General features: G+C 70.4%; 24 protein-coding genes and 1 tRNA gene. 13 read left to right on the forward strand and 12 right to left on the reverse strand.

What is annotated here, in order from left to right:
* Window positions 1-13: 13 nt before the first annotated feature.
* Both D9598_RS02865 and D9598_RS02870 read left to right on the forward strand, forming a co-directional pair.
* Window positions 14-1,234: a class I SAM-dependent rRNA methyltransferase gene (locus D9598_RS02865; RefSeq protein WP_198364871.1), complete on the forward strand. Its 1,221-nt coding sequence runs from the start codon at window positions 14-16 to the stop codon at window positions 1,232-1,234.
* Window positions 1,231-1,620 carry a DUF3293 domain-containing protein gene (locus D9598_RS02870; protein WP_232476814.1) on the forward strand — a complete coding sequence of 130 codons (390 nt, stop codon included), beginning with the start codon at window positions 1,231-1,233 and terminating at the stop codon, window positions 1,618-1,620. The genes D9598_RS02865 and D9598_RS02870 overlap by 4 nt, the downstream gene beginning before the upstream one ends.
* Before the next feature lie 151 nt (window positions 1,621-1,771).
* Here D9598_RS02870 and D9598_RS02875 read toward each other — a convergent pair whose 3' ends face one another.
* Window positions 1,772-2,566 (reverse strand): 3-hydroxybutyrate dehydrogenase, encoded by a 795-nt coding sequence (locus D9598_RS02875; protein WP_198364873.1) that lies wholly within the window; start codon window positions 2,564-2,566, stop codon window positions 1,772-1,774.
* 31 nt (window positions 2,567-2,597) lie between these two features.
* Complete coding sequence (locus D9598_RS02880) at window positions 2,598-4,061, reverse strand: NAD(P)/FAD-dependent oxidoreductase (RefSeq protein ID WP_198364874.1); 1,464 nt, start codon at window positions 4,059-4,061, stop codon at window positions 2,598-2,600.
* Between the two features lie 310 nt (window positions 4,062-4,371).
* Here D9598_RS02880 and rpmH point away from each other — a divergent pair, with 310 nt between their 5' ends.
* The 8 genes from rpmH to D9598_RS02920 all read left to right on the forward strand — a co-directional run bounded on the left by rpmH (window position 4,372) and on the right by D9598_RS02920 (window position 11,264).
* Window positions 4,372-4,506, forward strand: a complete 135-nt coding sequence (rpmH, locus tag D9598_RS02885; RefSeq protein WP_198364875.1) for a 50S ribosomal protein L34 — start codon at window positions 4,372-4,374, stop codon at window positions 4,504-4,506.
* A gap of 29 nt (window positions 4,507-4,535) precedes the next feature.
* Complete coding sequence (rnpA, locus tag D9598_RS02890; RefSeq protein WP_198364876.1) at window positions 4,536-4,880, forward strand: ribonuclease P protein component; 345 nt, start codon at window positions 4,536-4,538, stop codon at window positions 4,878-4,880.
* Window positions 4,877-5,206, forward strand: coding sequence for a membrane protein insertion efficiency factor YidD (gene yidD, locus D9598_RS02895; protein WP_198364877.1), 330 nt, complete (start codon window positions 4,877-4,879; stop codon window positions 5,204-5,206). The genes rnpA and yidD overlap by 4 nt, the downstream gene beginning before the upstream one ends.
* 13 nt (window positions 5,207-5,219) lie before the next feature.
* Entirely contained in the window at window positions 5,220-6,998 is a 1,779-nt protein-coding gene (gene yidC / locus D9598_RS02900) for a membrane protein insertase YidC (protein WP_198364878.1), read from the forward strand.
* Window positions 6,995-7,663: a ribosome biogenesis GTP-binding protein YihA/YsxC gene (yihA, locus tag D9598_RS02905; protein WP_198364879.1), complete on the forward strand. Its 669-nt coding sequence runs from the start codon at window positions 6,995-6,997 to the stop codon at window positions 7,661-7,663. Before yidC ends, yihA begins: the two co-directional genes overlap by 4 nt.
* Window positions 7,664-7,759: 96 nt before the next feature.
* Window positions 7,760-8,644, forward strand: a complete 885-nt coding sequence (gene argB / locus D9598_RS02910; protein ID WP_198364880.1) for an acetylglutamate kinase — start codon at window positions 7,760-7,762, stop codon at window positions 8,642-8,644.
* A gap of 78 nt (window positions 8,645-8,722) precedes the next feature.
* On the forward strand, window positions 8,723-9,550 hold the full coding sequence (gene dapD, locus D9598_RS02915; RefSeq protein ID WP_232476816.1) for a 2,3,4,5-tetrahydropyridine-2,6-dicarboxylate N-succinyltransferase: 828 nt from the start codon (window positions 8,723-8,725) through the stop codon (window positions 9,548-9,550).
* A 349-nt stretch (window positions 9,551-9,899) separates the two neighbouring features.
* Window positions 9,900-11,264 (forward strand): PleD family two-component system response regulator, encoded by a 1,365-nt coding sequence (locus D9598_RS02920; RefSeq protein WP_198364881.1) that lies wholly within the window; start codon window positions 9,900-9,902, stop codon window positions 11,262-11,264.
* 95 nt (window positions 11,265-11,359) lie between these two features.
* Here the strand turns inward: D9598_RS02920 and rpmG are convergent, their stop codons facing one another.
* The 9 genes from rpmG to ruvX all read right to left on the reverse strand — a co-directional run bounded on the left by rpmG (window position 11,360) and on the right by ruvX (window position 22,632).
* The gene (rpmG, locus tag D9598_RS02925) at window positions 11,360-11,527 is read right to left on the reverse strand and encodes a 50S ribosomal protein L33 (protein WP_198364882.1); all 168 of its coding nucleotides are present in this window, start codon (window positions 11,525-11,527) and stop codon (window positions 11,360-11,362) included.
* Window positions 11,528-11,641: 114 nt separating this feature from the next.
* Entirely contained in the window at window positions 11,642-13,198 is a 1,557-nt protein-coding gene (locus D9598_RS02930; protein ID WP_198364883.1) for a S41 family peptidase, read from the reverse strand.
* 2 nt (window positions 13,199-13,200) lie between these two features.
* Window positions 13,201-15,405, reverse strand: coding sequence for a VacB/RNase II family 3'-5' exoribonuclease (locus tag D9598_RS02935; RefSeq protein WP_198364884.1), 2,205 nt, complete (start codon window positions 15,403-15,405; stop codon window positions 13,201-13,203).
* A 3-nt stretch (window positions 15,406-15,408) separates the two neighbouring features.
* A complete protein-coding gene (gene topA / locus D9598_RS02940; RefSeq protein WP_198364885.1) occupies window positions 15,409-18,138 on the reverse strand; it encodes a type I DNA topoisomerase in 2,730 nt (909 codons plus the stop codon).
* Window positions 18,139-18,196: 58 nt separating this feature from the next.
* Window positions 18,197-19,300: a DNA-processing protein DprA gene (gene dprA / locus D9598_RS02945; protein WP_370591919.1), complete on the reverse strand. Its 1,104-nt coding sequence runs from the start codon at window positions 19,298-19,300 to the stop codon at window positions 18,197-18,199.
* Window positions 19,297-19,881 carry a glycerol-3-phosphate 1-O-acyltransferase PlsY gene (plsY, locus tag D9598_RS02950; RefSeq protein ID WP_198364886.1) on the reverse strand — a complete coding sequence of 195 codons (585 nt, stop codon included), beginning with the start codon at window positions 19,879-19,881 and terminating at the stop codon, window positions 19,297-19,299. The genes dprA and plsY overlap by 4 nt, the downstream gene beginning before the upstream one ends.
* Window positions 19,878-21,152, reverse strand: coding sequence for a dihydroorotase family protein (locus D9598_RS02955; RefSeq protein ID WP_198364887.1), 1,275 nt, complete (start codon window positions 21,150-21,152; stop codon window positions 19,878-19,880). Before D9598_RS02955 ends, plsY begins: the two co-directional genes overlap by 4 nt.
* A gap of 5 nt (window positions 21,153-21,157) precedes the next feature.
* Entirely contained in the window at window positions 21,158-22,102 is a 945-nt protein-coding gene (locus D9598_RS02960) for an aspartate carbamoyltransferase catalytic subunit (protein WP_198364888.1), read from the reverse strand.
* Window positions 22,103-22,167: 65 nt separating this feature from the next.
* Window positions 22,168-22,632, reverse strand: coding sequence for a Holliday junction resolvase RuvX (gene ruvX, locus D9598_RS02965; protein ID WP_198364889.1), 465 nt, complete (start codon window positions 22,630-22,632; stop codon window positions 22,168-22,170).
* Between the two features lie 65 nt (window positions 22,633-22,697).
* Here ruvX and gatC point away from each other — a divergent pair, with 65 nt between their 5' ends.
* The 3 genes from gatC to gatB are packed head-to-tail and all read left to right on the forward strand — an operon-like array spanning window position 22,698 to window position 25,923.
* Window positions 22,698-22,985: an Asp-tRNA(Asn)/Glu-tRNA(Gln) amidotransferase subunit GatC gene (gene gatC / locus D9598_RS02970; protein ID WP_198364890.1), complete on the forward strand. Its 288-nt coding sequence runs from the start codon at window positions 22,698-22,700 to the stop codon at window positions 22,983-22,985.
* 5 nt (window positions 22,986-22,990) lie between these two features.
* Window positions 22,991-24,475 (forward strand): Asp-tRNA(Asn)/Glu-tRNA(Gln) amidotransferase subunit GatA, encoded by a 1,485-nt coding sequence (gatA, locus tag D9598_RS02975; protein WP_198364891.1) that lies wholly within the window; start codon window positions 22,991-22,993, stop codon window positions 24,473-24,475.
* The gene (gene gatB / locus D9598_RS02980; protein ID WP_198364892.1) at window positions 24,472-25,923 is read left to right on the forward strand and encodes an Asp-tRNA(Asn)/Glu-tRNA(Gln) amidotransferase subunit GatB; all 1,452 of its coding nucleotides are present in this window, start codon (window positions 24,472-24,474) and stop codon (window positions 25,921-25,923) included. The genes gatA and gatB overlap by 4 nt, the downstream gene beginning before the upstream one ends.
* A 105-nt stretch (window positions 25,924-26,028) precedes the next feature.
* Here gatB and D9598_RS02985 read toward each other — a convergent pair.
* Window positions 26,029-26,121, reverse strand: a tRNA-Ser gene (locus D9598_RS02985).
* Window positions 26,122-26,176: the final 55 nt, after the last annotated feature.

Genomic DNA, 26,176 nt, shown 5'->3' on the forward strand with positions numbered 1-26,176 from the left:
TATGAGCCGCGGCATGGATCTCCCCCAGGCCGCCCCCCTCGACCGCCCACAAGACCGCCCGGTGTTGCGGGTGCTTCCCGGACGCGACCGGCGTGTCAGGGCCGGCCACCCCTGGGCCTTCTCCAACGAGATCGCCATGGGGCCGGCGGCGCGCGGCCTGGCGCCCGGCCTGCCGGTGCGGCTGGTGGGCGATGACGGGCGGCCCTACGGCACATGGCTGTTCAATCCCCACAGCCTGATAGCCGCCCGCTTCCTCTCGGAGGACCCAGGGGTCGAGCTGGACCTCGACTTCTTCACCGCACGCCTGGCGGAGTGCCTCGCGCTCCGGAGCGCCCTCTACCCGGACCCCTACTATCGCCTCGTGCATGCCGAGGCCGATGGCCTCCCCGGCCTGGTCATCGACCGCTATGGCGACGTCCTGGCGATACAGGCCAATACGGCGGGCATGGACCGGGCCTTGCCGCTGCTGGTGGAGGCTCTGTCCCGGCTGATCGCCCCGCGCGCCATCGTGGCCCGCAACGACGCGCCGGCCCGCAAGCTGGAGGGCCTGCCGGACAGCAGCGGCCTGCTGCTGGGCGAGGAGGCCACGGCGCACGTCCGCGAGGGGCGGCTGGATTTCTCCATCGACCTGCTGTCCGGTCAGAAGACCGGCTGGTTCTTCGACCAGCGCGACAACCGGGCCCGTGTTGCCTCCCTGGCCCGGGATCGCAGCGTGCTGGATGCCTTCTGCCATACCGGAGGATTCGGGCTGGCGGCGGCGGCGCAGGGCGCGCGGAGCATCGAGTTGCTCGACCGCAGCGAACCCGCCCTGGCCCTGGCGATGGACACGGCGGCCCGCCACGGCTTCGGCGAGATCGTCTCGGCCCGGCGTGGGGACGCGATGGTGGTGCTGGAGGAGATGCTGGGCGCGGGCCGGCGCTATGGCCTGGTGGTGGCCGACCCGCCGGCCTTCGCCAAGCTGCGCAAGGATCACGCCGTGGCGCTGCGGGGCTATGCGCGCCTGGCCAGGCTGGCGGCGGGGCTTGTCGAGCCCGGAGGCTTTCTCTTCATCGCCTCCTGCTCGCACCACGTCTCGACCGGCGAATTCACCGACGCCATCGCCTATGGTCTCGGCCGTGCCCGCCGGCCGGCGCGGCTGCTGGCCACCACGGGCGCGGGGCTGGACCATCCGGTGCATCCGATGCTGCCTGAAAGCGCCTATCTCAAAGGTTTATTGCTGCATCTTCCCGCATGATATCAGAACGACTGGTGCGCAGTTTCCACCAGACGCGCTACGAGGCCGGCGGCGCGACCGCGCGGATCGGCCGACGCAGCCCCTCGATGCGGGCCCTTCTCCAAGCGCAGGGCCAGCGTCAGGGCGCTATCATAACGGCCTGGAATCCGCTGGCCCGCCGCCATCCCGAGGGTTGGAACCGCCGTGCTCAGATGCGCCTGGAGGCCCTTGCCCGGCGTGTTCCGCTGATCAGAGGCGCGGGATACGGGCGGGGATGGCGCGAGGAGCATTGCCTCATCGGATGCAGTACGCGCAAAGCCCTCAAACTGGCGCGGCGATTTCGCCAACTGGCCATTGTGGTGATCCGTCGGGATGGCCTGGCCCAGCTGAAGTGGCTGCGGCACTGAATATGGAATATTGTTTATATTCAGGTACTTAAAAGGCTTTTGTTCAATCCTTGTGTGAAATTCAGGCTTTGGCACTGTCCTGGAGGGCTCGGGAGGGCTGAAGCCCATCCCGAATCTCGATAGAGTTCTTTAATACCTTGATTCTGAAGTATTATGCGGCCGACCATCCGCCGTCGATGGACAGTGCGGCGCCATTGATGCTGCTGCTTTCCGGACCGCAGAGGAACAGCGCCATCCGCGCCACCTCCTCCACCTCGACCCAGCGCTTGCTCGGCTGCTTGACGAGGAGGAAATCCTTCAGCGCCGCCTCGGGCGTGATGCCGTGCTTCTCGGCGAGCGCCGTCACCTGCTTCTCCGCCAGGGGCGTGCGGACGAAGCCCGGGCAGACGGCGTTGCAGGTCACGCCACTTTCCGCGATCTCCAGCGCCACGGTCCGTGTCAGGCCGACGACGCCGTGCTTGGCGGCGACATAGGCGACCTTCTCCGGCGAAGCGACCAGGCCATGGATCGAGGCCACGTTGACAATGCGGCCCCAGCCCCGCGCCTTCATGCCGGGCAGCAACGCCTTGATTGCGTGGAAGTTCGAGGAGAGGTTCAGGGCGAGAATGGCGTCCCACTTCTCGTCCGGGAAATCCTCGACCGGGCTGGTGAACTGGATGCCCGCATTGTTGACCAGGATATCGACCTGGCCGAGGACCGCCTCCGCCTCCTGGCACAGGGCGCGAATCTCCTCGGCTTTCGAGAGATCGGCCGCGGAATGGGCGGGCTCCGCACTGTTGCCGGCCTTGGCCACCTCCCGCCGCGCCTCGGCGATCTGCTCCGGCGAGCCGAAGCCGTTCAGCATCACCTTGGCGCCCGCCCTGGCGAGTGCCTTGGCGATGCCGAGGCCGATCCCACTCGTGGAGCCGGTGATCAGGGCGCCACGGCCCTCGAGGGTCTTTTCCATACGATTCTCCTTATTGTATCGCGGGCGATGGTCAGGGGAGCCGGCCCAGCCAGGAGGCGAGTTGCCGCAGAATGGGCGAAAACCGCTGGCCGGCGTAGGGTTTATCGGCCGCCAGCCGGACCGCTTCCGCGAGGCTCGGCCAGGGCAGATCGAGCGTGGCCAGTTCATGGAGCCGCACGCCGCGCTCGAGCGCCAGGGTGAAGAGGGCGCCGAGTTCGCCCACGCCATCCCCCACGGCGGCGGCGCCCAGAAGCGTCCTGCCCGGGCCGAGCACCAGTTGAACCTCGCCTGTCACCGTCCCCCCGGCCAGCGTCGCATCAAGGCCGGAGAAGTCCTGCCGCAGGACCTCGACCTCCCGGTGGCGCTCGCGGGCCTGTTGCGCCGTCAGCCCGACACGGACCAGTTGCGGCGTGGTGTCCAGCCGCAAGGGCAGGCGGGCATAGTCCAGCACGGCCCGCCGCCGGAACAGCATGGAGCGGGCGATGACCTCGGCATGGCGTGCCGCCAATCGTGTGAAGCGGCGCGGCCCGAGCCCCTCGGGATCGGCGACATTGCCCGCTGCCCAGACCCGGCGGTTGCTGCGGCTCCGCAGGTCCCGCCCGGTGGCGATGCCGCGCTCGCTGGCGGCGATGCCGCCGGCCGCCAGGTCGAGGGGCGCCAGCCGTGGCGTCTCGCCCAGCGCGATCAGCAGGTGGCTGCCCTCGATCCGCGCCCCCTCCGCGGTGAGCAGCGCGATGCCGGCTCCGGTCCGTTCCGCGGCCAGGACGCGCGTGTTCTCATGCAACTCCACGCCATCCCGCCGCAGCGCCTCCCGCAGCGGCAGCCGCAGCTCCGCATCCTCCTGCGCCAGGAGGTTGGGCGACGCCTCGATCAGGCTGACGCGGCTGCCAAGCCGCGCGAAGGCCTGCGCCGCCTCCAGCCCCATGGGCGTGCCGCCAAGAACCAGCAGGTGCATGGGGAGGGCGGGCAGCTCCGCCAGTCCGTCCGGCGTGCACCAGGGCGCGTTCACCAGGCCGGGCAGATCCGGAAGAAGGGGTTCACAGCCCGCCGCGATCACGGCACGGCGAAAGCGGTAGCTCCTGTCGCCCGCCTGGATGCGATCCGGTCCCGTGAAGAAGGCGCGCGCGCCGATCACCTCGATCCCGTGGCCCGCCTCCTGGCCCTCCCCGTGGCCCTCCCCGTGGCCCGCCAGCTCCTGCAGCGCCGAGCGGCCGGCCGAGCCCGCCGCCGTGGCCGCGAGGTGGTGGCGAAGCCGGGGCCAGTTCACCGTCACGCCCTCGGCCACGATGCCGAGGTCGCGGCCCTGGCGGAGGCCCTGCATCCGATGCGCGGCGGCGAGCAGGGCCTTGACCATGATGGCGGCATCGGCCGGGCGGCGGTGGTCGGCCGGGGCGCGCTCGAACACCGTGACCTTGCGGCCGAGCCCGGCGGCCATGGCGGCAACGGAGAGTCCGGCGGCACCGGCACCGATGATCGCCACGTCCAGGTCACGCATCTTCGCTCGTCTCCTCCCCCAACCTCGCGGCGGATGGCCGCCGCCGAGTCCCATGCGGCGCGGCAGGATGCCGGCCGGGCGCGCCGGCACAAGTGGCGGCGGCGAAAGGGGTTGCGCAAGGGGGGAGGGTGGCGTGCCGGAGCCTCACCGGCCGCCGCCGGGGCCTCCATGGTTGACGGCGCGTGATGCGCCTCACTATACGTCCCCACCTTCGCCGGCTGCCCTCGCGGGATGGCCGGCCTGTGCCGTGACATAACCGGGCGTTCCGGGTAGGGCGGCCCGGTTGGACCTTATTTCGGAGTAGCGCGTCGTGAAGCGTACCTATCAGCCCTCCAAGCTCGTCCGGAAGCGCCGGCACGGTTTCCGCTCGCGGATGGCGACCGTCGGTGGCCGCAATGTTCTGGCCAACCGCCGCGCCAAGGGCCGCAAGAAGCTCTCGGCCTGAGCCTTCGGGCCTGCATCGCGGAGGCGCTCATGGCGGCCTCGCCGCCCCGGCTCAAACGGCGGCGCGAATTCCTTCGCGTCGCCGGCAAGGGCAGCCGCGCCGCGCGGCCGACCCTGTTGCTGCAGGCCCTGCCCGGCACCGGTGCCCCGCTGCGCGTCGGCTTCACAGCCACGAAGAAGCTGGGCAATGCCGTGGTCCGCAACAGGACCAAGCGTCGCCTGCGTGAGGCGGCGCGCCTGACTCTCGGTGCCGGGGCGCCGGCCGGCTGGGACCTGGTCCTGGTGGGGCGCGAGGGAACCCGGAAGCGACGCTTCGATCAGCTGCTGGCGGATCTGCGCGGAGCCTTGCGTCAGGCCGGCGTCCTGCAGCCATGAACCGCCTGCGGCCGGGAGGACCCGGCCCGGCGGCCACGGTCCTGAAGGGCGCGGTCCGTGCCTATCAGCTGACCCTGCGAGGCGTGATCGGCAGTCATTGCCGCTTCCATCCGCATTGCAGCGCCTATGCGATCGAGGCCCTGGATCGGCACGGCGCGCTCCGGGGCAGCTGGCTGACCGCCCGGCGCATCCTGCGTTGCCATCCGTGGCATCCGGGTGGATATGACCCCGTGCCGGCGGTGACGGAGCCGGAGACGACATCCGCGGCGCCCGCTGAGGCGCCTTCCTCCCCTTCGCCGCCCTCGGTGGCGCACAAGAAGGCCTGACGGCACGGATCCGATGGACCAGAAGCGACTCTTCGCCGCGATCGCGATTTCGATCGGCATTCTCCTGGCTTTCGACCTCTGGAAGCGGGAGACCACGCCGGCGCCCGAAACCTCGCCCGCGGCCATCAGCCAGCAGGCCCCGGCTTCCGGCTCCGCCCCCGCCTCGGGAACGCCCCAGGCCGTCGCACCGGCCAATCCGGGCTCGGCGGACGCCACGGCCGCGGCCGCGGCCAATCTGCCGCCGCCCGAACGGCTCAAGATCGACAGTCCGCGCCTGGCCGGCAGCGTGCTGCTGCGCGGCGCCAAGCTGGATGACCTGGTGCTCCGCGACTATCGCGAGACCACGGCGCCGAACTCCCCGCTGGTCCGGCTCTTCGCGCCGCGTGAGGAGGTCCAGCCCTACTTCGCGCAGTGGGGCTGGTCGGCGGCGGATGGCCGTACCCGCGTTCCCGGCAACGACACGGACTGGACGGCAAGCGGTGGTCCGCTCGGCCCGGACAGCCCGGTGACGCTGAGCTGGGACAATGGCCAGGGCCAGGTCTTCCGCATCGTCCTGAGCCTCGACCGCAACTTCATGTTCCGCGCCGAGCAGAGCGTCGTGAACAACGCCGCCGAGCCGGTCTCCGTGCTGCCCTGGCAGCGGATCCGGCGCGAGTCCACGCCGCATGTCGCCGGCTACTATATCCTGCATGAAGGCTTCGTGGGCGTGCTGGGCGGCCGGCTGAACGAGCAGACCTTCAAGACCGCCCGCAGCGACGCGACCAATGGCATCGCGCTCCAGCAGGACACCCAGGGCGGCTGGGCCGGCTTCACGGACAAGTACTGGCTCTCCGCCATCGCGCCGGTCGACACGGCTGCGACGCTGCGGGCCAGCTGGCGCCACCTGACCGAGAACGGCCAGGATCGCTGGCAGGTCGATTTCGCGGCACCGGGGGCCCAGACCGTGGCGGCCGGGGCGACGGCGACGATGGACACCCGCCTGTTCGCCGGCGCCAAGGAAGTGCACCTCCTGGACATGTATGCCGGGGAACTCGGCATCACCGACTTCGACAAGGCCATCGACTTCGGCTGGTTCTACTTCCTGACCAAGCCCTTCTTCTACGCGCTCGACTGGCTGTACAAGCTGTTCGGCAACTTCGGCGTGGCCATCCTGGTCTTCACGGTGGCGTTGAAGCTCGCCTTCTTCCCGCTCGCCAACAAGGCCTACAAATCTATGGCGCGCATGAAGGACATGGCGCCGAAGATGACGGAGATCCGCGAGCGCTATAAGGACGATCCGGCCAAGGCCCAGGCCGAGATGATGGCGCTCTACCGCACGGAGAAGATCAATCCGGCGTCCGGCTGTCTGCCGATCCTGATCCAGATCCCGGTCTTCTTCGCGCTCTACAAGGTGCTCTTCGTCACCATCGAGATGCGCCACGCGCCCTTCTTCGGCTGGATCCACGATCTCTCGGCGCCGGACCCGACCAACCTGTTCAACCTCTTCGGGCTGATCCCGTGGGATCCGCCGGCGATGCTGCATATGCCGGTCTGGGCGATCATCATGGGTATCACGATGTTCGTGCAGCAAAAGCTGAACCCGACGCCGCCGGACCCCATCCAGGCCAAGATCTTCACCTGGATGCCGGTGATCTTCACCTTCATGCTGGCCAGCTTCCCGGCCGGCCTGGTAATCTACTGGTCGTGGAACAACCTGCTCTCCGTGGGCCAGCAGTACTACATCATGCGGCATGAGCGGGCGGCCCGGCGGCAGCAGAAGGCCCTGGGCAAGACCGCGAAGGCCAAGGGGTGAGCGCCGGCGGGCTGCTGGAGGCGCGCGACGACGAGGCGCGCGCCGCCCTGATCGAACAGGGGCGGCTGCTGTTCTGCCGCCCCTGCAACTTCTTCTTCGCGGCGCAGCGGCTGGACCAGCTCCCCGAGGTCTCGCTGCCCGAGGTGGCCTTCTGCGGCCGCTCCAATGTCGGCAAGTCCTCCCTGGTCAACGCGCTCACCGGCCAGAACAGCTTGGCGCGGGTCTCGAACACGCCGGGGCGCACCAAGCAGCTGAACTTCTTCGACCTGGGCGGCCGCCTCGTGCTGGTGGACATGCCTGGCTACGGCTACGCCCAGGCCTCCCGCAGCGTGAAGGAGGACTGGCAGGGCCTGATGTTCGACTACCTGCGCGGACGTCCCAATCTGCGCCGCGTGGTACTGTTGCTGGATGCGCGCATCGAGACCAAGGCCTCCGACCGCGCCGCCATGGAGCTTCTCTCCGAGGCGGCGGTGACCTTCCAGATCGTGCTGACCAAGGCGGACGACGCCAAGCCCTTCTGGCTGAAGCAGCGCCAGGAGGAGGCGGCCGCCCTTGTCAAGCAGCACACGGCCGCCCACCCGCTGGTGATCACCACCAGCAGCGAGAAGGGCACCGGCATCGACCTGCTGCGCGCCGAACTCTCCTCCCTGGCCGAGCCGGAGTAGCCGGGCCGCCCCGGTCCCGCGCGGCGGCAGGCCCTTGACCCTGCGGCGCCTGCCGTCTTAGAGGCGCCTGTCTGCAGCTTGGCGGAAGGAACGCCCATGACTGAGAATGCGCGCGACCAGATGGAGATTCTCGCCCGGGCGCTTCCGTTCCTGAAGCGATATGACGATCAGATCGTCGTCGTGAAGTATGGCGGCCACGCCATGGGCGAGGAGGAGAGCGCGCTGCGTTTCGGCCGCGACATCGCGGTCCTGGAACAGATGGGCGTCAATCCGGTCGTGGTGCATGGCGGCGGCCCACAGATCAATTCCATGCTGAAGCGGCTGAACGTGCAGTCGACCTTCGTGCAGGGCCTGCGCGTCACGGATGCGCAGATGGTGGATGTGGTGGAGATGGTCCTCTCCGGCACGGTGAACAAGCAGGTCGCGGGATGCATCACTCGCGCCGGCGCCATCGCCGTGGGCATCTCCGGCAAGGATGGCGGGCTGATCCGGGCGCGCAAGCTGCAGCGGACCTACCGGGACCCTGACAGCCAGATCGAGAAGGTTCTCGATCTGGGCTTCGTCGGCGAGCCGGAGCATGTCGATCCGCATGTGCTGGAGCTGCTGATCGCCGCCGATATCGTGCCGGTGATCGCGCCCGTGGGCGTCGGCGCGGACGGGCAGACCTACAACGTAAATGCCGACACCGCGGCCGGCGCCATCGCCGGGGCGTTGAACGCCTCGCGCCTGCTCATGCTGACCGATGTCGCCGGGGTGCTGGATGCCGAGAAACGCCTGATCCCCGAGATGACGGTGGCCGAGGTCCGGGCGGGCATCGAGGCCGGCTGGATTTCCGGCGGGATGATCCCCAAGGTCGAGACCTGCATCTACGCCATCGAGCGCGGCGTGAAGGGCGCGGTGATCGTCGATGGGCGCGTACCGCATGCCGTGCTGATCGAGCTGTTCACCAATGGCGGTGCGGGGACGCTGATCCGGCCCTGAGGCGTTGCGGCCGGCGTTGACACCGCTCGCCACGCCTCCGATACCGGCGGCAGAGATTTTCCGAGCAGGATAGCCGCCATGTCGCTTGCCGCCACCATCGAAGCCCTCTGGGAACGTCGCGCCGATCTCTCGCCCGCCACGAAGGGGGCGGACCGGGAGGCGGTGGAGGCGGCGCTGGAGCTTCTGGACAGCGGCAAGGCACGCGTGGCGGAGCCGGACGGGGCGGGCGGCTGGAGGGTCAACCAGTGGCTGAAGCAGGCGGTGCTGCTGTCCTTCCGGCTGGAGGAGTCCGCCGTCATCCCGACCGGCTTCGGCGCCTATGACAAGGTGCCGCTGAAGTTCGCCGGCTGGGGAGAGAACCGCTTCCGCGAGGCCGGCTTCCGCGCCGTGCCGGGCGCGGTGGTGCGGCGCTCGGCCTATATCGCGCCCGGCGTGGTGCTGATGCCTTCCTTCGTCAATCTCGGTGCCCATGTCGGCGCCAACACCATGGTCGACACCTGGGCGACGATCGGCTCCTGCGCTCAGATCGGTGCGAACTGCCACATCTCCGGCGGCGCCGGGATCGGTGGCGTGCTGGAGCCCCTGCAGGCCAACCCGGTGGTGATCGGCGACAACTGCTTCGTCGGCGCGCGCTCCGAGGTGGCGGAGGGCGTGATCGTCGGGGAGGGGAGCGTGCTGGCGATGGGCGTCTTCCTCGGCGCCTCCACGAAGATCATCGACCGCGGCACGGGTGAGGTCTTCATCGGCAAGGTTCCGCCCTATTCCGTGGTGGTGCCGGGAAGTCTGCCCGGCCGCCCGCTGCCGGATGGCACTCCGGGCCCCAGCCTCTATTGCGCGGTCATCGTCAAGCGCGTGGATGCGCGCACGCGGGAGAAGACCTCGATCAACGAGCTGCTGCGCGACTGAGTCGGCCTCGGCCGTGAGCCACGAGGGGATGCGGGAAGGGTACATGGTCCTTCCCCGCATCGTGGCATGTCCCGCCTGTCTTCATGAGATGAGCGGCACGGATTGCCTCACAGGTTCCGCTGTCCGGCGGCCGGTAGCGATCTCGTGCTTCCATATTGAAAGTGCTTTGCTTCTGCCTTGATCGGAATTCATAACGGCTCTGTTGAATGCGGAGGCAGCAAGTGCAGGCTGATGGATTGCCGGATAGCGTAAACTATTGTCGGCAAAACCCACCATTTCCGTCTCGGGCACGACATGATACTTTACCTGGCCATGTCGTCCTGGCCCGTGGGGAGGCTTAGCACTCGAGATGACCGCCCGGGTTCTGGTTGTGGATGACATCGCTGCCAACTTGCGGCTTCTCGAGGCCCGGTTGAACGCGGAGTATTATGAGGTCGCGCTGGCCTCCTCGGGCCCGGAAGCCCTGGTCAGGGCGCTCGACTGGCTGCCGGACGTCATCCTGCTCGATGTCATGATGCCGGGGATGGACGGCTACGAGGTCTGCCGCAAGCTGAAGTCCAATCCGGCAACGGCCCATATCCCCGTCGTCATGGTCACGGCGCTCGTCGACCTGGCCGAGCGGGTGCGGGGGCTGGAGGCCGGAGCGGACGACTTCCTGTCCAAGCCCGTGGACCACACCACTCTCTTCGCGCGCCTGCGCGCCCTGCTGCGCATGAAGCAGGTTCTGGACGCCTTCAGGGTCCGCGTGGAGGCGGCCCATGATCTGGGCTTCGAGCCACAGTCGCGCCCTTCCGAAGACATCACCGGCGCCTCGATCCTGCTGGCGACGGAGGACGTGAACGAGGCCGAGCTGATCGGCGGTGTCATGCGGGAGGATGGGGTTTCCCTGGCTGTCGCCCGGGACGGCGCGGAGACCTGGGCTCTGCTGAACCATGGCAGCTTCGATCTGGTCCTGCTCAGCCTTTCACTGGATGAGGGGCAGGGACTGCGCCTGGCATCCCGCCTGCGGGCGCAGGCCGGGATGCGCGATCTGCCGATCCTGCTGATCGGCGACTCTGACCAGCGGGCGCAGGTGTTGCGTGGCTTCGACCTCGGGGCGAACGACCACGTCCTGCGACCGGTGGATGCGAACGAGCTGCGGGCCAGGGCTCGCAATCAGGTGCGCCGCAAGCGGTACCAGGAGCAGCTGCGCTCCGATCTGGACCGGTCGCTGGAGATGGCGGTGACGGACAGCCTCACCGGCCTGCGCAACCGGCGCTATGTGACGCGGCATCTGGAAGGCCTGCTGCGCAACGGGGATACCGCCCTGCTGCTCATCGATGTCGACCGGTTCAAGTCGGTCAATGACACCTATGGACATGCGGCGGGAGACGAGGTCCTGCGGGCCGTGGCGGCGCGGATGAAGGAGCATATCCGGGCCATCGACGTGGTGGCGCGCTTCGGCGGTGAGGAGTTCGTCATCGCCATGGCGGGCGCGACGGAAGCCGAGGCCATGCAGGTCGCCGAACGTCTGCGGGGGGCGATTTCCGATGAACCCGTGATGACCGCCCAGGCCCTGCCGCTGCCCATCACCGCCAGCATCGGCGTGGCCCTGGCGGTGCAGGGCGAGGGGCTGTCGCGGCTGGTCAGCGCCGCCGATGCCGCTCTCTACCGGGCCAAGGCCCTGGGCCGCAACCGCGTGCAGCTGGCCACGGCCGACGACTGGAGCAGATAGCCTGGCTGACGCCGGGCAGCCAGGCGCCACATGCGGAAAAGGCCGCACCCTCCTCGGACGCGGCCTTCCCGGCGGTTGCCGCCCGGCTGGGCTGCTTACTTGATCTTGGATTCGCGGAAGGCGACGTGCTTGCGCACGACCGGATCATACTTCCGCATCTCCATCTTCCCGGTGGTGTTGCGGGTGTTCTTCTTGGTCACGTAGAAGTACCCGGTGTCAGCCGTGCTGACGAGCTTGATCAGAATGGTGTTCGACTTGGCCATAACGTTCTTCCGTGGGCGCCTTGAAGCACCTCAAGCCGGGGGCACAAAGCCGCGCACCCGGGTGCGACGCGAGAGGCCGCAACCTAGCCATCCTGTGCAGCCAGTCAAGCCGATTCAGGGGCCGGCCGCCGCCTGATAGGCCGCGGGATGATCGATCAGGTAGCGCGCGGCCTCCTGATCCCACGGGCGGCCCTCGGCCGGGGGACATTGCGCCCGGAGGGCGGCAACCTCGCTGGCCGGAACCGGGGCCCGGGCCTGGCGAAGGCGTTGCAGGACGGGCGCCATGGGAGAGGTGCCCTGCGACAGGGCCTGCAACGCGCCTCGCAGCGAGTCCGCTCCCAGGCTGGTGCAGACGGCCGGGATGATCCCCAGCCCCTGCACCGGCCAGCCCAGGGGGGCGAGGACGCGAGACCAGGAGACCAGCACCTCCGCGCCATTGGCCAGCGGATAGACGATTTGGATCAACCCCTTGCCCAGCGTCGCGCTGCCCACGACGACGGCCCGGGCCCGATCCGAGAGGGCGGCGGCGACGATCTCGGCGGAGGAGGCGGTCCGCCCGTCCACCAGCACCACCACGGGCCGGCCCCGCGCCAGGTCGTGGCCGCCGGCTTCCCAGACCCGGCGTGCCTCGGGGTGGCGGCCGGCCGACTGGGCGATGACGCCCTGGGTCAGGAAGGCATCCGAAACGGTCATGGCCTGTCCGAGCAGGCCACCCCGGTTGCCCCGCAGATCCAGCACGACGCCGCGTGGGGGCGTCGGGCCCGAAAAGGCCGAATTGAGCGCCTCGATGATCCACTCGGTGGTCATGGTGGAGAAGGCGCGCAGATGGAGCCAGAGGATTCCCTCCGACCATTCGGCCCGCAGGGCCTGGCCACCCTGGCTGTCCCGCTGCAGCACCAGCGTGAGCTGCTGCCGCCCTCGGCGCAGCGTCAGCTCGACCGAGCTGCCGGAGGGCCCCTCCAGCAGCTCGGCGGCCTGGCTGATGCGGCGGCTGGAGACGGGCACGCCGTCGATGGCCAGGAGAACATCACCCTCCCGCACGCCCCCTTGCGCAGCGATGCTACCAGGGTTCAGGACGGCGATGACGAGGGCGCCGCGCTGCCCCGCCGCCAGGCGGAAGCCCAGGCCCGACTGCCCGACCCGGCGCTGGCGTGCCGCCTCGGCCTCCTCCGCGTCGATGTAGCGGCTGTAGGGATCGAGGTGGTTGAAGATTTCGTCGAAGCCGGCCTGCAGCATGCGGTTCGCGCCGGCACGCTGCAGGGTGGCCGAGGCGTTCCAGGCCTCGATATAGAAGCGGAGCAGCATCTCCGCCGCCCGCGACGCCTGCTCATCCGCCAACGCCTGCGCCGCAGCGGCGGGGAGCAGGCCGGAGAGCGGCCGCTCGCCAAGCAGCCGTCCCTGCAGGGAGAGCGCCAGGGTGCCGCCCTGGACCTGGACAGCCAGCCCGGGATCGACGGCCGAGAGGCCGCGGAGCGACCAGAGCACCAGGTCCGACGGCGCGGCGGGTTCGAGGTGGCGCTCGAGGATCGCGGAGAGGCCCTCGCGCAGGATGATCTGGACCTGCTGGCGCTGGAAGCCCTGCCCCTGCTGGGCCGATGCCCCGGAGGGCAGGCCGAGGCCGGCGAGAAGCATGGCGAGGAGCAGGCAGGCCCGGACTGAGCGCCAGGTCACGGTCAGGCCGGCCGGGCGCCACGTTGCTTGCCGGTACCGCCGCTGCGCAGGCGGCTTCGGCGGGCGCCGGGCGAAGGAAGCGGGGCCTGCGCCAGATGGAAGACCAGACCGCCGGTCAGCGGCATGGCCTCGGCGAGCCGCAGCGACACGGGCTGCCCCAGGGCAAAGGAGAGCCGCGTGAAGCGTCCGGAAAGCCGATGCGCGGCTTCCGTATGAGTCCATTGATCGTCCGGCAGGGATGACAGGGGCACGAGTCCGCTCGCGCCATTCCCCTTTACCGTGACGAAGAGGCCGAAGCGTGTCACCCCCGAAATCCACGCTTCGAACATGTCTCCAACGCGGGACGCCATGTGGCTGGCGAGGTATCGCTCCACCGCCTCACGCTCGGCGGCCGCGGCGCGGCGCTCCGCGGCGGTGATGCGCTCCGCCGTGTCCTGGAGCGCCACAGCCTCCGCCTCGCGCAGCCCGTCGGGCCCGAGCCGCAGCCCGCGGATCAGCGCCCGGTGCACTAGCAGGTCGGCATAGCGCCGGATGGGGCTGGTGAAATGCGCGTACCGGCCGAGGGAGAGGCCGAAATGCCCGATATTCGTCGTGTCATAGGCCGCCTGGGACTGGCTGCGCAGCACGGCCTGGTGCACCAGCGCTTCCGTGGCGTCCCCCTTGGCCGCCTCCAGGAGAGCGGCGAAATCCCGCGCGCGCAGCCCCGGCGTGGCGGGCAGGTCCAGCGCGAGCGCGGCGAGGAGCTGCCGCAGGCCTTCGAGCCTGGAATCCGACGGCCGGTCATGCACCCGGTAGAGGCCTGACTGGCCGAGCCGCTCCAGTTCCTCGGCGGCGCAGACATTGGCGGCGATCATGACATCCTCGATCAGCCGGTGCGCCTCCAGCCGGGGACGCGGCGAGACATCCAGCACCTGCCCATCCTCGCTCAGGCGGACGCGGTGCTCCGGAAGATCCAGGTCCAGGGTGCCGCGTCGCTCGCGGGCGAGCCGGAGCGCGGCATGGGCACCCCGCAACGCGTCGATGCGCGGTCGGAGGCGGCCGATGGCCTCCCCCTCCAGCGCCTCCACCTCATCGTAAGTCAGCCGCGCCGCCGAGCGCATCAGCCCGCGGCCGAAGCGGTGCGCCCGCTTCGCACCCTCGCCGTTGAAGTGCATCTCCACGAAGAGGCAGCCGCGATCCTCGCCCGGGCGCAGGCTGCACCAGCCGTTGGACAGCGCCTCGGGCAGCATCGGCACGACGCGGTCGGGGAAGTAGACACTGTTGCCGCGCAGCCGTGCCGCCTCGTCGAGGGTGCTGTCCGGCCGCACGTAATGCGCCACATCGGCGATGGCGACGACGACGCGCCAGCCATCCGGCTCCGCCTCGGCCCAGACGGCGTCGTCGAAGTCCCGGGCATCCGCGCCGTCGATGGTGACCAGTTCCAGCCCGCGCAAATCCTCGCGGCCGGTCAGGCCCACCGGCCCGGCCGCCGCCGCCTCGGCCAGGGCGGCCTCGGGAAATTCGCAGGGCAGGCTGTGGCGATGGATGCACAGCAGGGAGATGGCGCCCGGGGCCTGCAGCGGGCCCAGCCGCTCGACCACCCGGGCCGGCCGCAGCCCGGCGCGCCCCGCCGGCAGGGGTTCGGCCAGCACCAGCTCGTCCTCGGCCGCGCCGGCCGCGTCCTCCGGAGCGATGGTCCAGCCGGCCTTCTGGCGCCGGTCCGTGGGCAGGAGCTGCCCCTCGCGGTACAGGCCAAGGATCCGGCGGGCGGTGGCGAAGCCGAGGCGGCGGAAGGTCCGGCCCTCATAGCGCCCGCCGCCGATCGGGCGCAGCCGCGCCACCACCCTCTCGCCGGGCATCAGCGCCGGCTGGCCCCGCCGCTCCGGGCGCATGACGATGAGGGGCGGCCGGCCCGCCTCCGGCTCCCAGTCGAGAGGCCGGGCCAGCGGCTCGCCATCGGGGTCGATGCCGCTCACCTCGACGGCGAGCATCTCCGGCAGGCCGTCATGGCCCGCCCGCTGGACCGTCGCGCGGTCCAGCGCGCCTTCCCGTTCGAGCTCGCGCAGCAACGCGCGCAGGGCCGGACGCTGCTCCGTGCCCAGGCCGAAATGCCGCGAGATCTCGGTCTTGCCCACCCGTCCGGGCGCGCTCCGCAGATAGCGGCGGAGGGTGTCCAGGCTGGGCAGGGCCGGCGCCGGGCCCCGCCTGTCCCTCGGGCCGCCCTCCACGCCTCAGGCCTTGACCTTGGGCGCCGCCCGCTTGGCGCCGGCCTTGGCGGCGCGGGGTTTCGCGGTGGTCGTGGCCTTCGCGCTCGTGGCCTTTGCACCCGTGGCCTTCCGGGTCGTCGCGGGCTTCGCGGCGGCCTTCCTGGGGCCTTCCGCCTCGACCGAGGCGGCGGCCTTGCGCACCGGCGTCTTCCGCGCGGTCTTGCGGGCGCCGGGGGCGGGTAGCTTCTTCCCCTTCTCCGCCAGCAGCGCCACGGCCTGATCGAGGGTGACATCCTCCATCTGCGTGCCGCGCGGCAGGCTGGCCACCATGCCGGCATGCTGGGCGTAGGGGCCGAAGCGGCCGCGCTTGATCTCCACCGGCGTGCCATCCTTCGGATGCGGCCCGAGAGCGCGCACCTTGGCCTTGGCATCGGCCAGCAGGGCGACCGCGCGGTTGACGCCGATGGTCAGCACGTCGTCGTCACGGTCCAGGGACTTGTAGATGCTGCCCATCTTCACGTAGGGCCCGAAGCGGCCGATGGCGGCGCTCATCTCCTCGCCGGTCTCGGGATGCAGCCCGATGAGGCGGGGCAGGGCCAGCAGCGCCAGGGCCCGTTCCAGGGTCACCCCTTCGGGATCCATGCCGCGCGGCAGGCTGGCGCGCTTGGGCTTGATCGCCTTGCCCTTGGCATCCGTCTCGCCCTCGCCAAGCTGGGCGTAGACGCCATAGGGACCCCGGCGCAGCGTGACCGGCGCGCCGGTCACGGGATCCGAGCCCAGCTCCTTGATGCCGCCCGCCAGCGCGCCTTCGGCCTCGCCCTCCGCATTGGGCACGGCCAGCGGCCTGGTGTAGCGGCATTCGGGATAGTTGGAGCAGCCGATGAAGGCGCCGTTCCGCCCGAGGCGCAGGCCGAGCCGGCCGCCGCTGCAGGACGGACAGGCGCGGGGATCGCCGCCCTCGGCGGGCTGCGGAAAGAAGTGCGGACCCAACTCCTCGTCCAGCGCGTCGATCACGGCACTGATGGTCAGGTCCTTGGTGGCGCTGACCGCGGCGTTGAACTCCTCCCAGAAGGCGCGCATCACCGCGCGCCACTCGGCCCTTCCGCCGGAGATGTCGTCCAGCTGCTCCTCGAGGCTGGCGGTGAAGCCGGTATCGACATAGCGCTCGAAGAAATTCACCAGGAAGGCGGTGACGAGCCGGCCCCGGTCCTCGGGGATGAAACGGCGCTTGTCCAGCCGCACATACTCGCGGTCCTGCAGGGTCTGCAGGATGGAGGCGTAGGTGGAGGGCCGGCCGATGCCAAGCTCCTCCATCTTCTTGACCAGGGAGGCCTCGGAATAGCGGGGCGGCGGCTGGGTGAAGTGCTGGTCGGCCTGGGCGGCGGTGAGCTTCGCCGGGTCCTGCTCGCGCATCGGCGGCAGGATGCGGCTGTCCTCATCCTCGGCGCCGGCGGCATCGTCGACATCCTCGCGGTAGAGCTTGAGGAAGCCGTCGAAGGCCACCACGCTGCCGGTGGCGCGCAGCCTGGCGCGGCCGGCCGCGTCGGCCAGGTCGACGGCGGTCTGGTCCAGCTCGGCCGATTGCATCTGGCTGGCCACCGCCCGCTTCCAGACCAGCTCGTAGAGCCGACGCTGCTCGGGCGTCAGGTGGCGGGCGACGCTTTCCGGCGTGCGGGAGACATCCGTCGGGCGGATGGCCTCGTGCGCCTCCTGGGCGTTCTTGGCCTTGGAGGCATATTCGCGCGGCGCGGCGGGGATGTAGTCCGGGCCGAACTGCGTCTTCACGTGGTCGCGGATGGCGCCGATCGCCTCACGGGCCATCTGCACGCCATCCGTCCGCATGTAGGTGATGAGGCCGACCGTCTCGCCCTGGATGTCCACCCCTTCATAGAGCTGCTGCGCCAGCCGCATGGTCTGCTGGGCGCCGAAGCTGAGCTTGCGTGAGCTCTCCTGCTGCAGGGTCGAGGTGGTGAAGGGAGCGGGCGGATTGCGGCGGACCCGCTTCTTCTCGATGCTGGCGACGCTGAAGCGGCCGGCCTCGACGGCGGCCTTGGCCCGCATGGCGGAGGCCTCGTCCGGCAGGTCGAACTGCTCCAGCCGCTTGCCGTCGAGCTGGGTCAGCCGCGCCGTGAAGGGGGCGCCGGCGGCGGTCAGGAAACGGCCCTCGACGGTCCAGTACTCGCGGGCGCGGAAGGCCTCGATCTCGGCCTCGCGCTCGCAGATCAGGCGCAGCGCGACGGACTGGACGCGCCCGGCCGAGCGGCTGCCGGGCAGCTTGCGCCAGAGCACGGGAGAGAGGGTGAAGCCCACCAGATAGTCCAGCGCCCGCCGGGCCAGATAGGCCTCGATCAGCGGGGTGTCGAGATCCCGCGGATGCGCCAGCGCGTGCTGCACGGCGCGCTTGGTGATCTCGTTGAAGGTGATGCGGTGAACCTGGACGCCCTTCAGGGCGCCCTTCTGGCGCAGCATCTCCTGCACGTGCCAGGAGATGGCCTCGCCCTCGCGGTCGGGGTCGGTGGCGAGATAGAGGTTGCGCGCGCCCTTCACCGCCCTGGCGATGGCGGCGACCTGCTTCTCCCCCCGGTCCTCCGCCGTCCAGTCCATGGCGAAGTCGTCCTCCGGGCGGACGCTGCCATCCTTCGCCGGCAGGTCCCGGACATGACCGAAGCTGGCGAGGACGGTGAAGTCCTGGCCCAGGTACTTATTGATGGTCTTCGCCTTGGCCGGCGATTCGACGACGACGACGTCGGTCATGGCGGGTGCTGTATGCTCTCTGATGGCGACAGGCAGTTTTATTCTGCGAGCGTGGTCTCTACCCTGGTCCGCTGCGCATCACACGGTTGCCCGGCAATGCTTCGATGCGCCCCTCCAGCTCCAGGTCGAGCAGCAGAGACTGCAGCGCAGCGGGAGAGAGGTGGCAGCGCCGGATGATCTCGTCAACCACAACGGGAGAAGTCCCCAGAAGCTCAAGGACTTGTTCGGCATCGCCGAGGGCGCCGCCGGGAGCGGGGGCCGGGGATGCCGCCGGCCGCGGGGCCGGATTGGGCGAACGGCGTGGCCGCGCCGTGGCCGGCCCCTCCGGCAGGTGCTCCAGCACATCGGCCGCCCGTTCCGTCAGGTGCGCGCCTTGCCGCAACAGGTCGTTCGATCCGGCCGCGCGGGGATCGTACGGGTTGCCGGGCACGGCGAAGACCTCGCGCCCCGCCTCCAGGGCGAGCCGGGCGGTCATCTGCGTGCCGGAGCGCAATCCGCATTCCACCACCACGATGCCGAGCGACAGGCCGGCGATGATCCGGTTGCGGCGGGGAAAGTGCCGGGCGATGGGCGCCGTGCCGAGCGGCGCCTCGGCGACCACCGCGCCGCGCTCGGCGATGGCCGATTGCAGCTCGGCATGGTCGGGCGGATAGGCGCGGTCGAGCCCGCCGGGAATGACGGCGATGGTGGGACCGCGGCGCAGCGCTCCTTCATGCGCGGCACCGTCGATGCCCCGCGCGAGGCCCGAGGTGACGACCAGCCCGGCCTCCGTCAGATCCGCGGCCAGCTCCGCCGCGAGGCGCCGGCCGGGCAGCGAGGCATTGCGCGCCCCGACGATGGCGACCTGCCGGGCCCGCAGCAGGGCCGCATCCCCGATCACGGCGATGGCGGGCGGCGCGTCCTCCAGCAGAGCCAGGAGCGGGGGGTATTCCGGATCGTCCAGGAACAGGAACCGGCCCCCCATGCCGGACACCTCCTCGATCTCCCGCGCGATGGCGCCCGGCTCGGGCGGCAGGAAGGGGCGGGCACGCCGGGCCGAATAGGCGGGCAGGGCCCGCAGCGCCGAGTCGGCCGTGCCATGGCGTTGCATCAGGCGCCGGTAGGTCATCGGCCCGATGCCCTCCGTCCGCACCAGGCGCAGCCGGGCGGCCGTCTCGCTCACCGCCGCTCGCCGATCCGCGGCTCGGTGCCGGCGAGCAGGCGGCGGATATTGTCCTGGTGCCGCCAGAGGATCAGCGCGGCGACGACCAGGAGGGCGAGAGCGAGGCGGTGGTCGCCCGACAGCAGCGCGATCAACGGCGCCGCGCAGCAGGCGGCGAGGGCGGAGGCCGAGGAGAGCCGGGTGAGCTTCGCCATCGCCAGCCAGAGCAGGGCGCAGAGCAGGCCGATCCACCAATTGGCCGCCAGCAGCACCCCGGCGCCGGTGGCGACGCCCTTGCCGCCCCGGAAGCCGAGCCAGATGGGGAAGAGGTGCCCGACCAGCGCCGCCAGCCCGGCGGCGAGGCCGGCATCGCGCCCCCAGAGCCCGCCGAGCAGGAGGACAGGCAGCGCCCCCTTCAGCGCGTCCAGCAGCAGGGTCGCGGCGGCCACCTTCCGGTTGCCGGTGCGCAGCACATTGGTGGCGCCGATATTGCCGCTGCCGATCTGCCGGATATCCCCAAGGCCCGCCGCGCGGGTCAGCAGCAGCCCGTAGGGCACCGAGCCGGAGAGGTAGCCGATGGCGACAGCCAGCCAGAGGCTCATCCGAAGACCCGCTTGCCGGCCTTCCAGGTTCCCAGCACCCGGCCTTCCAGGGCGCGGCCGTCGAAGGGCGAATTCTGCGCCTTGCCCGGCAGCCGGCCGGCCTCGACCTTCCAGGCCCGCTCCGGGTCGAACAGCACCAGGTCGGCCGGGGCGCCGGGAGCGAGGCGGCCAGCGGCGAGGCCCAGCAGCGCCGCCGGGCGGCTGGTGAGCAGGGCGAGGGCGGCGGGCAGCGTCAGATCGCCGGCATGGACGCGGGCGAGGGTGATGCCGAGCAGCGTCGCCAGCCCGGACCCGCCGGCCGAGGCCTGGGCGAAGGGGAGGCGCTTGTCGTCGGCATCGGCCGGCTGGTGGTCCGAGGCGATGGCGTCGATCGTGCCGTCCGCCAGGGCGGCGACGACGGCCCGCCGGTCCTCCTCGCGCCGCAACGGCGGGGAGAGCTTGGCATAGGTGCGGAAGTCGCCGATCGCCGTCTCGTTGAGGTCGAAGTAAGGCGGCGCGGTGTCGCAGGTGACGGCCAGCCCCTCGGCCCTGGCGGCGCGGATGAGGTCGAGCGTGGCGGCCGTGGAGACATGGGCGAAGTGGACATGGCCGCGGGTGATGCGGGCCAGGGCGATGTCACGCGCCACCAGGATGCTCTCGGCGGCCGGAGGGATGCCGGGCAGGCCGAGGCGCGTCGCCAGCTCGCCCTCCGTTGCCGCGCCGCCCCGCGCCAGGGAGGGCTCCTCCGGGTGCTGCACCACGAAGCTGCCGAAGGCGCGGGCATAGGAGAGCGCCAGGCGCATGGTGCGGGCATCGGCAATGGCGCGGGTGCCATCGGTGAAGGCCACGGCGCCCGCCTCGCGCAGCAGGCCGTATTCCGAGACATCCTTGCCGGCGCAGCCCCGTGTGGCGGCGCCGTAGGGCAGGATGCTCAGGCTGCCGGTGGCCTCCCCCCGCCGCACCATGAACTGCAGCAGCGCCGGATCGTCGAGGGCGGGCTCGGTGTTGGGCAGGGCGCAGAGGGTCGTGATGCCACCCGCCGCCGCGGCTTCGGCCGCGCTCTCGATCGTCTCGCGGTACTCGGCGCCCGGCTCGCCCAGCGCCGCGCGCAGGTCGATCAGGCCGGGGGCCAGGATGGCGCCGCCGCAATCGACGACCTCGGCGCCCTCGGGCATGCCCAGCGTCCCGCCATGGTCGGCGATGACGCCGCGGCTGACCAGCAGGCTGCCCCGCGCGTCCAGCCCGGAGGCGGGATCGATCAGGCGGGCGTTGATGAAGATGGTGTCGGGCATGGTGATCACAGCCGGGCGTTCCGCCGCATGTTGCGCGAGAGGATGTCCAGCACCGCCATGCGGACCGCGACACCCATCTCGACCTGCTCGCCGATGACGCTGCGGGCCGGGTCGTCGGCCACCGCGCTGTCGATCTCGACGCCCCGGTTCATCGGGCCCGGATGCATGACGATGGCATCCGGCCGGGCCAGCGCGAGCTTGGCGGCATCGAGCCCGTAGAAGCGGAAGAACTCGCGCGCCGAGGGCACCAGCCCGCCGGCCATGCGCTCCTTCTGCAGGCGCAGCATCATGACCACATCGGCGTCCCGCAGGCCGGCCTTCATGTCGTGGAACACCTCCACGCCCAGCCGCTCGGCCTCGGCGGGGATCAGGGTGGGCGGGCCGACCACCCGGACCCGGCAGTTCATGGCGCTGAGCAGGTGGATGTTGCTGCGGGCCACGCGGCTGTGCAGCACGTCGCCGCAGATGGCGACGGTGAGGTTCTCCAGCCGGCCCTTGCGGCGGCGGATCGTCAGCGCGTCCAGCAGCGCCTGGGTCGGGTGCTCATGCGTCCCGTCGCCGGCATTGATCACCGCCGCGTCCACCTTCTGGCTCAGCAGCGCCGGGGCGCCGGACTGGGCGTGGCGGACCACCAGCAGGTCGCAATGCATGGCGTTCAGGGTGGAGGCGGTGTCGAGCAGCGTCTCGCCCTTGTTCACGCTGCTCTGGCTGACCGACATGTTGATGACGTCGGCGCCGAGCCGCTTGCCGGCCAGCTCGAAGCTGGTCCGGGTGCGGGTGCTGTCCTCGAAGAAGAGGTTGATCAGCGTGCGGCCCTTCAGCAGGTCCCGCTGGGTCTTACCGCTGCGGTTCAGCAGGGCGTAGGATTCGGCCAGATCCAGCAGATCGGCGATATAGGGCGGCTCCAACCCCTGAAGGGCAAGGAGGTGCCGGTGAGGGAAGGGCAGCATCGAGGACCAGTCCGGCTAGAGGCGGGCGACCATACTGGTCCGGGCGCCGCGCCGAAAGGGGGGGGTCAGGGCCGGCTGGCGTCCAGCGCGGCCTGCAGCATGTAGGCGGCCGCCAGGGCATCGACCACCTTGGCACGCTTGCCGCGCGTCAGGTCGGCCTCGTCGATCAGCATCCGGTTGACCGCCGAGGAGGAAAGCCGCTCGTCCCAGAGCGCGGCCGGCAGGCCGGTGGCTTCCGAGACGGCCATGGCCCAGTCCTTGGCCGCCTGCGCCGCCGGGCCGAAGCTGCCGTCCAGCCCCAGCGGCAGGCCGACCACCAGCCCGCCGGCCCCCTCCTGCCGGGCGATCCCGGCGATCGCCGCCGCATTGGCGGCCAGCTTGCCGCGCGGCAGGGCCTGATAGGGGCTCGCCAGCATCAGCGAGACGTCGGAGAGCGCCACGCCGATGGTCCGCCGTCCGGGGTCGAGGCCGATGAGTCTCTGACCCGGGGAAAGGCCGCCGCGAAGGTCGGTCAGGTTGCTGAGGGGCATGGCGGTGTTTATGGTCCGCCGCCATTGCCGCGCAATCAGACCTGCAACCATCCGGAAGAAAAACTATGTCGCTCGACACCGCCACTGTCCGGCGCGTCGCGTCCCTGGCCCGCATCAGGGTCGAGGACGGCGACCTGCCGCGCCTTGAAGCCGAACTGAACGGGATCCTGGGCTGGATCGAGCAGCTGCGTGCCGTGGATACCCAGGGCATTGAGCCCATGGCGGGCGGCGGCGCGCAGGCGCTGCGCATGCGGCGGGACGAGGTGACGGATGGCGGCATCCAGGGGGAGATCCTGGCCAATGCCCCCGACCGTGCCGGCGCCTTCTTCGCGGTGCCCAAGGTGGTGGAGTGAGCGGCATGACCTCTGCCACGGATCTGACCCTGGCCGGCGCGCGCGGCGCGCTGGCGCGGCGCGAGATCAGCGCCGTCGAGCTGACCCGGACCTTCATCGGCGCGGTCGAGGCGCTCAATCCGCGTCTCAACGCCTACATCACCGTGACCCCGGATCTGGCGCTGCGCCAGGCCGAGGCGGCGGATGCCGCGCTCGGCCGTGGCGAGGGTCGGGCGCTGACCGGCATCCCGCTCGCCATCAAGGATCTGTTCTGCACCGCCGGCACGCGGACGACGGCCGCCAGCCGGATCCTGGGCAACTTCGTCCCGCCCTATGAGAGCACCGTCAGCGGCAATCTGCTGCGGGATGGCGCTGTCTTCCTGGGCAAGGCCAATCTGGACGAGTTCGCCATGGGCTCATCCAATGCCACCTCGGCCTTCGGCGGGGTCGAGAACCCCTGGAAGCGGCGGGACGCGCCGGAGGCCGTGCTGGTTCCTGGCGGCTCCTCCGGCGGCTCGGCCGCGGCGGTGGCGGCGCGTCTGGCGCTGGGCGCCACGGCGACGGACACCGGCGGTTCGATCCGCCAGCCGGCGGCCTTTTGCGGCATTGCCGGCATCAAGCCGACCTATGGCCGCTGCTCGCGCTTCGGCGTCGTGGCCTTCGCCTCCTCGCTCGACCAGGCGGGGCCGGTGGCGCGCACGGTCGAGGACTGTGCCATCCTGCTGGGCTCCATGGCGGGCTTCGATCCGAAGGATTCCACCAGCGCCGACATGCCAGTGCCGGACTTCGCCGCCGCCTGCGCGCGGGGCGTGAAGGGCCTTCGCATCGGCATTCCGCGTGAGTACCGCCTGGACGGCATGCCGGCCGAGATCGAGGCGCTGTGGCGGCAGGGCATGGATTGGCTGAAGGCCGAAGGGGCGGAGCTGGTGGACATCAGCCTGCCGCACACGCGCTATGCCCTGCCGACCTATTACATCGTGGCGCCGGCCGAGGCCTCCTCGAATCTCGCCCGCTATGACGGGGTGCGTTTCGGCCTGCGGGAGGATGGCGAGGATCTCAGGGATCTCTACGAGCGCACCCGCGCCGCCGGCTTCGGCGACGAGGTGAAGCGCCGCATCCTGATCGGAACCTATGTGCTGAGCGCCGGCTATTACGACGCCTATTACGTCAAGGCGCAGCAGGTCCGCACCTTGATCAAGCGCGATTTCGACCAGGCCTGGGAGCGGGTGGACGCCATCCTGACCCCCGCCACCCCCTCCGCCGCCTTCGGGCGGGACGACAAGCAGGACGATCCTGTGGCGATGTATCTGAATGACGTCTTCACCGTGACGGCGAATCTCGCCGGCATTCCGGGCCTCTCCGTCCCGGCGGGGCTGGATGCGAAAGGCCTGCCGCTGGGGCTGCAGGTGCTGGGCAGGCCCTTCGATGAGGAGACTGTCTTCGCCGTCGGCGCCGCGCTGGAGCGTGCCGCCGGCTTCGATGCGGTCCCGGCGGTGAGGGCTGGCGCATGAGCTACACGCTGGAGGGCGCGAGCGGCGCCTGGGAGGTCGTCATCGGGCTGGAGGTGCATGCCCAGGTGACCTCGCAGGCCAAGCTGTTCAGCGGCGCGGCCACGGAGTTCGGTGCCGAGCCGAACAGTCAGGTGAGCTTCATCGATGCCGGCTTCCCGGGCATGCTGCCGGTGATCAACCGCGAGTGCGTCGCCCAGGCGGTGCGCACCGGCCTCGGGCTGAACGCGCAGATCAACCTCTGGTCCCGCTTCGACCGGAAGAACTACTTCTATGCCGATCTGCCGCAGGGCTATCAGATCAGCCAGTACCAGTATCCGGTGGTGGGGCAGGGCGTCATCGAGATCCAGCTCGGGGATGGCAGCACCAAGCAGATCGGCATCACGCGCCTGCATCTGGAGCAGGATGCCGGCAAGTCCCTGCATGACCAGCATCCGAGCAAGAGCTTCATCGACCTCAACCGCTCCGGCGTGGCGCTGATGGAGATCGTCTCGGAGCCCGACATGCGCTCCCCGGAAGAGGCGGGCGCCTATCTGACGAAGCTGCGGCAGATCCTGCGCTACCTCGGCACCTGCGACGGCAATATGGAGCAGGGCTCGCTGCGCGCCGATGTCAATGTCTCGGTCCGCCGGCCGGGCGAGGGGTTCCGCACCCGCTGCGAGGTGAAGAACGTCAACTCCATCCGCTTCGTCATGCAGGCGGTGGAAGCCGAGGCGCGGCGCCAGATCGAGGTCTGGGAGGATGGCGGCGAGGTGGTGCAGGAGACGCGCCTCTTCGACACGCAGCGCGGCGTGACGCGATCGATGCGCTCCAAGGAGGACGCGCATGACTACCGCTACTTCCCCGACCCCGACCTGCCGCCGCTGGTTCTGGAGCAGGCCTGGGTGGACGGGCTGAAGGCCGCCCTGCCGGAGCTGCCGGACGCCCGGCGCGCCCGCTATGTCGGCGACTTCGGCCTGACGCCCTATGACGCCCATGTCCTGACGCTGGAGAAGGAAACGGCGGCCTTCTACGAAGCCGTGGCGAAGGGCCGCGATCCGAAGATGGCGGCCAACTGGATCACCGGCGATTTCTTCGCCGGGCTGAACCGCACCGGCCACGGTATCGGCGATTCGCCCGTCAGCGCCGAGAATCTCGGCGGTTTGCTCGACCTGATCAAGGACGGCACCTTGTCCGGCAAGCTGGCCAAGGAGGTGCTGGAGGCGATGTTCGAAACCGGCAAGCCGCCGGCCGTCCTGGTCGAGGAGCGGGGCCTGAAGCAGGTGACCGATACCGGGGCCATCGAGGCGGTGATCGAGCAGGTCATGGCGGCCAACGCCGGAAAGGTCGAGGAATACCGCTCCGGCAAGGACAAGCTCTTCGGATTCTTCGTCGGTCAGACCATGAAGGCCATGCAGGGCAAGGGAAACCCGGCGCTGGTCAACGAGCTGCTGAAGAAGAAGCTGGGCTGAGGCGCGCCCGGCCCGGCCGCCATCACGGCGGCCGGGCCATGGGGCGAGCGGGACCGTGCGGCCTTCGACAGGCCAGGCAGCGGGGATGAAGTGCGGGGAGAGAAGTGGCGGAGGGGATGGGATTCGAACCCACGAGACGGGTTATCCCCGTCTAACGGTTTAGCAAACCGCCGCCTTCGGCCACTCGGCCACCCCTCCGCAGGGGCTTTCGCTACACGGCGTATGCGAGGCCGCTTCTAGCGGTTCGGCGAGG

Origin of the sequence: Roseomonas sp. KE0001 (genome assembly GCF_016107285.1) — a bacterium.
Lineage (GTDB): Bacteria > Pseudomonadota > Alphaproteobacteria > Acetobacterales > Acetobacteraceae > Pseudoroseomonas.

Coding starts and splice junctions, on each gene's coding strand:
- yidD (WP_198364877.1), top strand. CDS start 4,877: ATGAACCGCCTGCGGCCGGGAGGACCCGGCCCGGCGGCCACGGTCCTG.
- ruvX (WP_198364889.1), bottom strand. CDS start 22,632: ATGCCCCTCAGCAACCTGACCGACCTTCGCGGCGGCCTTTCCCCGGGT.
- plsY (WP_198364886.1), bottom strand. CDS start 19,881: ATGAGCCTCTGGCTGGCTGTCGCCATCGGCTACCTCTCCGGCTCGGTG.
- D9598_RS02920 (WP_198364881.1), top strand. CDS start 9,900: ATGACCGCCCGGGTTCTGGTTGTGGATGACATCGCTGCCAACTTGCGG.
- rnpA (WP_198364876.1), top strand. CDS start 4,536: ATGGCGGCCTCGCCGCCCCGGCTCAAACGGCGGCGCGAATTCCTTCGC.
- D9598_RS02870 (WP_232476814.1), top strand. CDS start 1,231: ATGATATCAGAACGACTGGTGCGCAGTTTCCACCAGACGCGCTACGAG.
- dapD (WP_232476816.1), top strand. CDS start 8,723: ATGTCGCTTGCCGCCACCATCGAAGCCCTCTGGGAACGTCGCGCCGAT.
- gatB (WP_198364892.1), top strand. CDS start 24,472: ATGAGCTACACGCTGGAGGGCGCGAGCGGCGCCTGGGAGGTCGTCATC.
- D9598_RS02960 (WP_198364888.1), bottom strand. CDS start 22,102: ATGCTGCCCTTCCCTCACCGGCACCTCCTTGCCCTTCAGGGGTTGGAG.
- topA (WP_198364885.1), bottom strand. CDS start 18,138: ATGACCGACGTCGTCGTCGTCGAATCGCCGGCCAAGGCGAAGACCATC.
- D9598_RS02865 (WP_198364871.1), top strand. CDS start 14: ATGGATCTCCCCCAGGCCGCCCCCCTCGACCGCCCACAAGACCGCCCG.
- yidC (WP_198364878.1), top strand. CDS start 5,220: ATGGACCAGAAGCGACTCTTCGCCGCGATCGCGATTTCGATCGGCATT.
- gatC (WP_198364890.1), top strand. CDS start 22,698: ATGTCGCTCGACACCGCCACTGTCCGGCGCGTCGCGTCCCTGGCCCGC.
- D9598_RS02875 (WP_198364873.1), bottom strand. CDS start 2,566: ATGGAAAAGACCCTCGAGGGCCGTGGCGCCCTGATCACCGGCTCCACG.
- rpmG (WP_198364882.1), bottom strand. CDS start 11,527: ATGGCCAAGTCGAACACCATTCTGATCAAGCTCGTCAGCACGGCTGAC.
- gatA (WP_198364891.1), top strand. CDS start 22,991: ATGACCTCTGCCACGGATCTGACCCTGGCCGGCGCGCGCGGCGCGCTG.
- D9598_RS02955 (WP_198364887.1), bottom strand. CDS start 21,152: ATGCCCGACACCATCTTCATCAACGCCCGCCTGATCGATCCCGCCTCC.
- argB (WP_198364880.1), top strand. CDS start 7,760: ATGACTGAGAATGCGCGCGACCAGATGGAGATTCTCGCCCGGGCGCTT.
- D9598_RS02880 (WP_198364874.1), bottom strand. CDS start 4,061: ATGCGTGACCTGGACGTGGCGATCATCGGTGCCGGTGCCGCCGGACTC.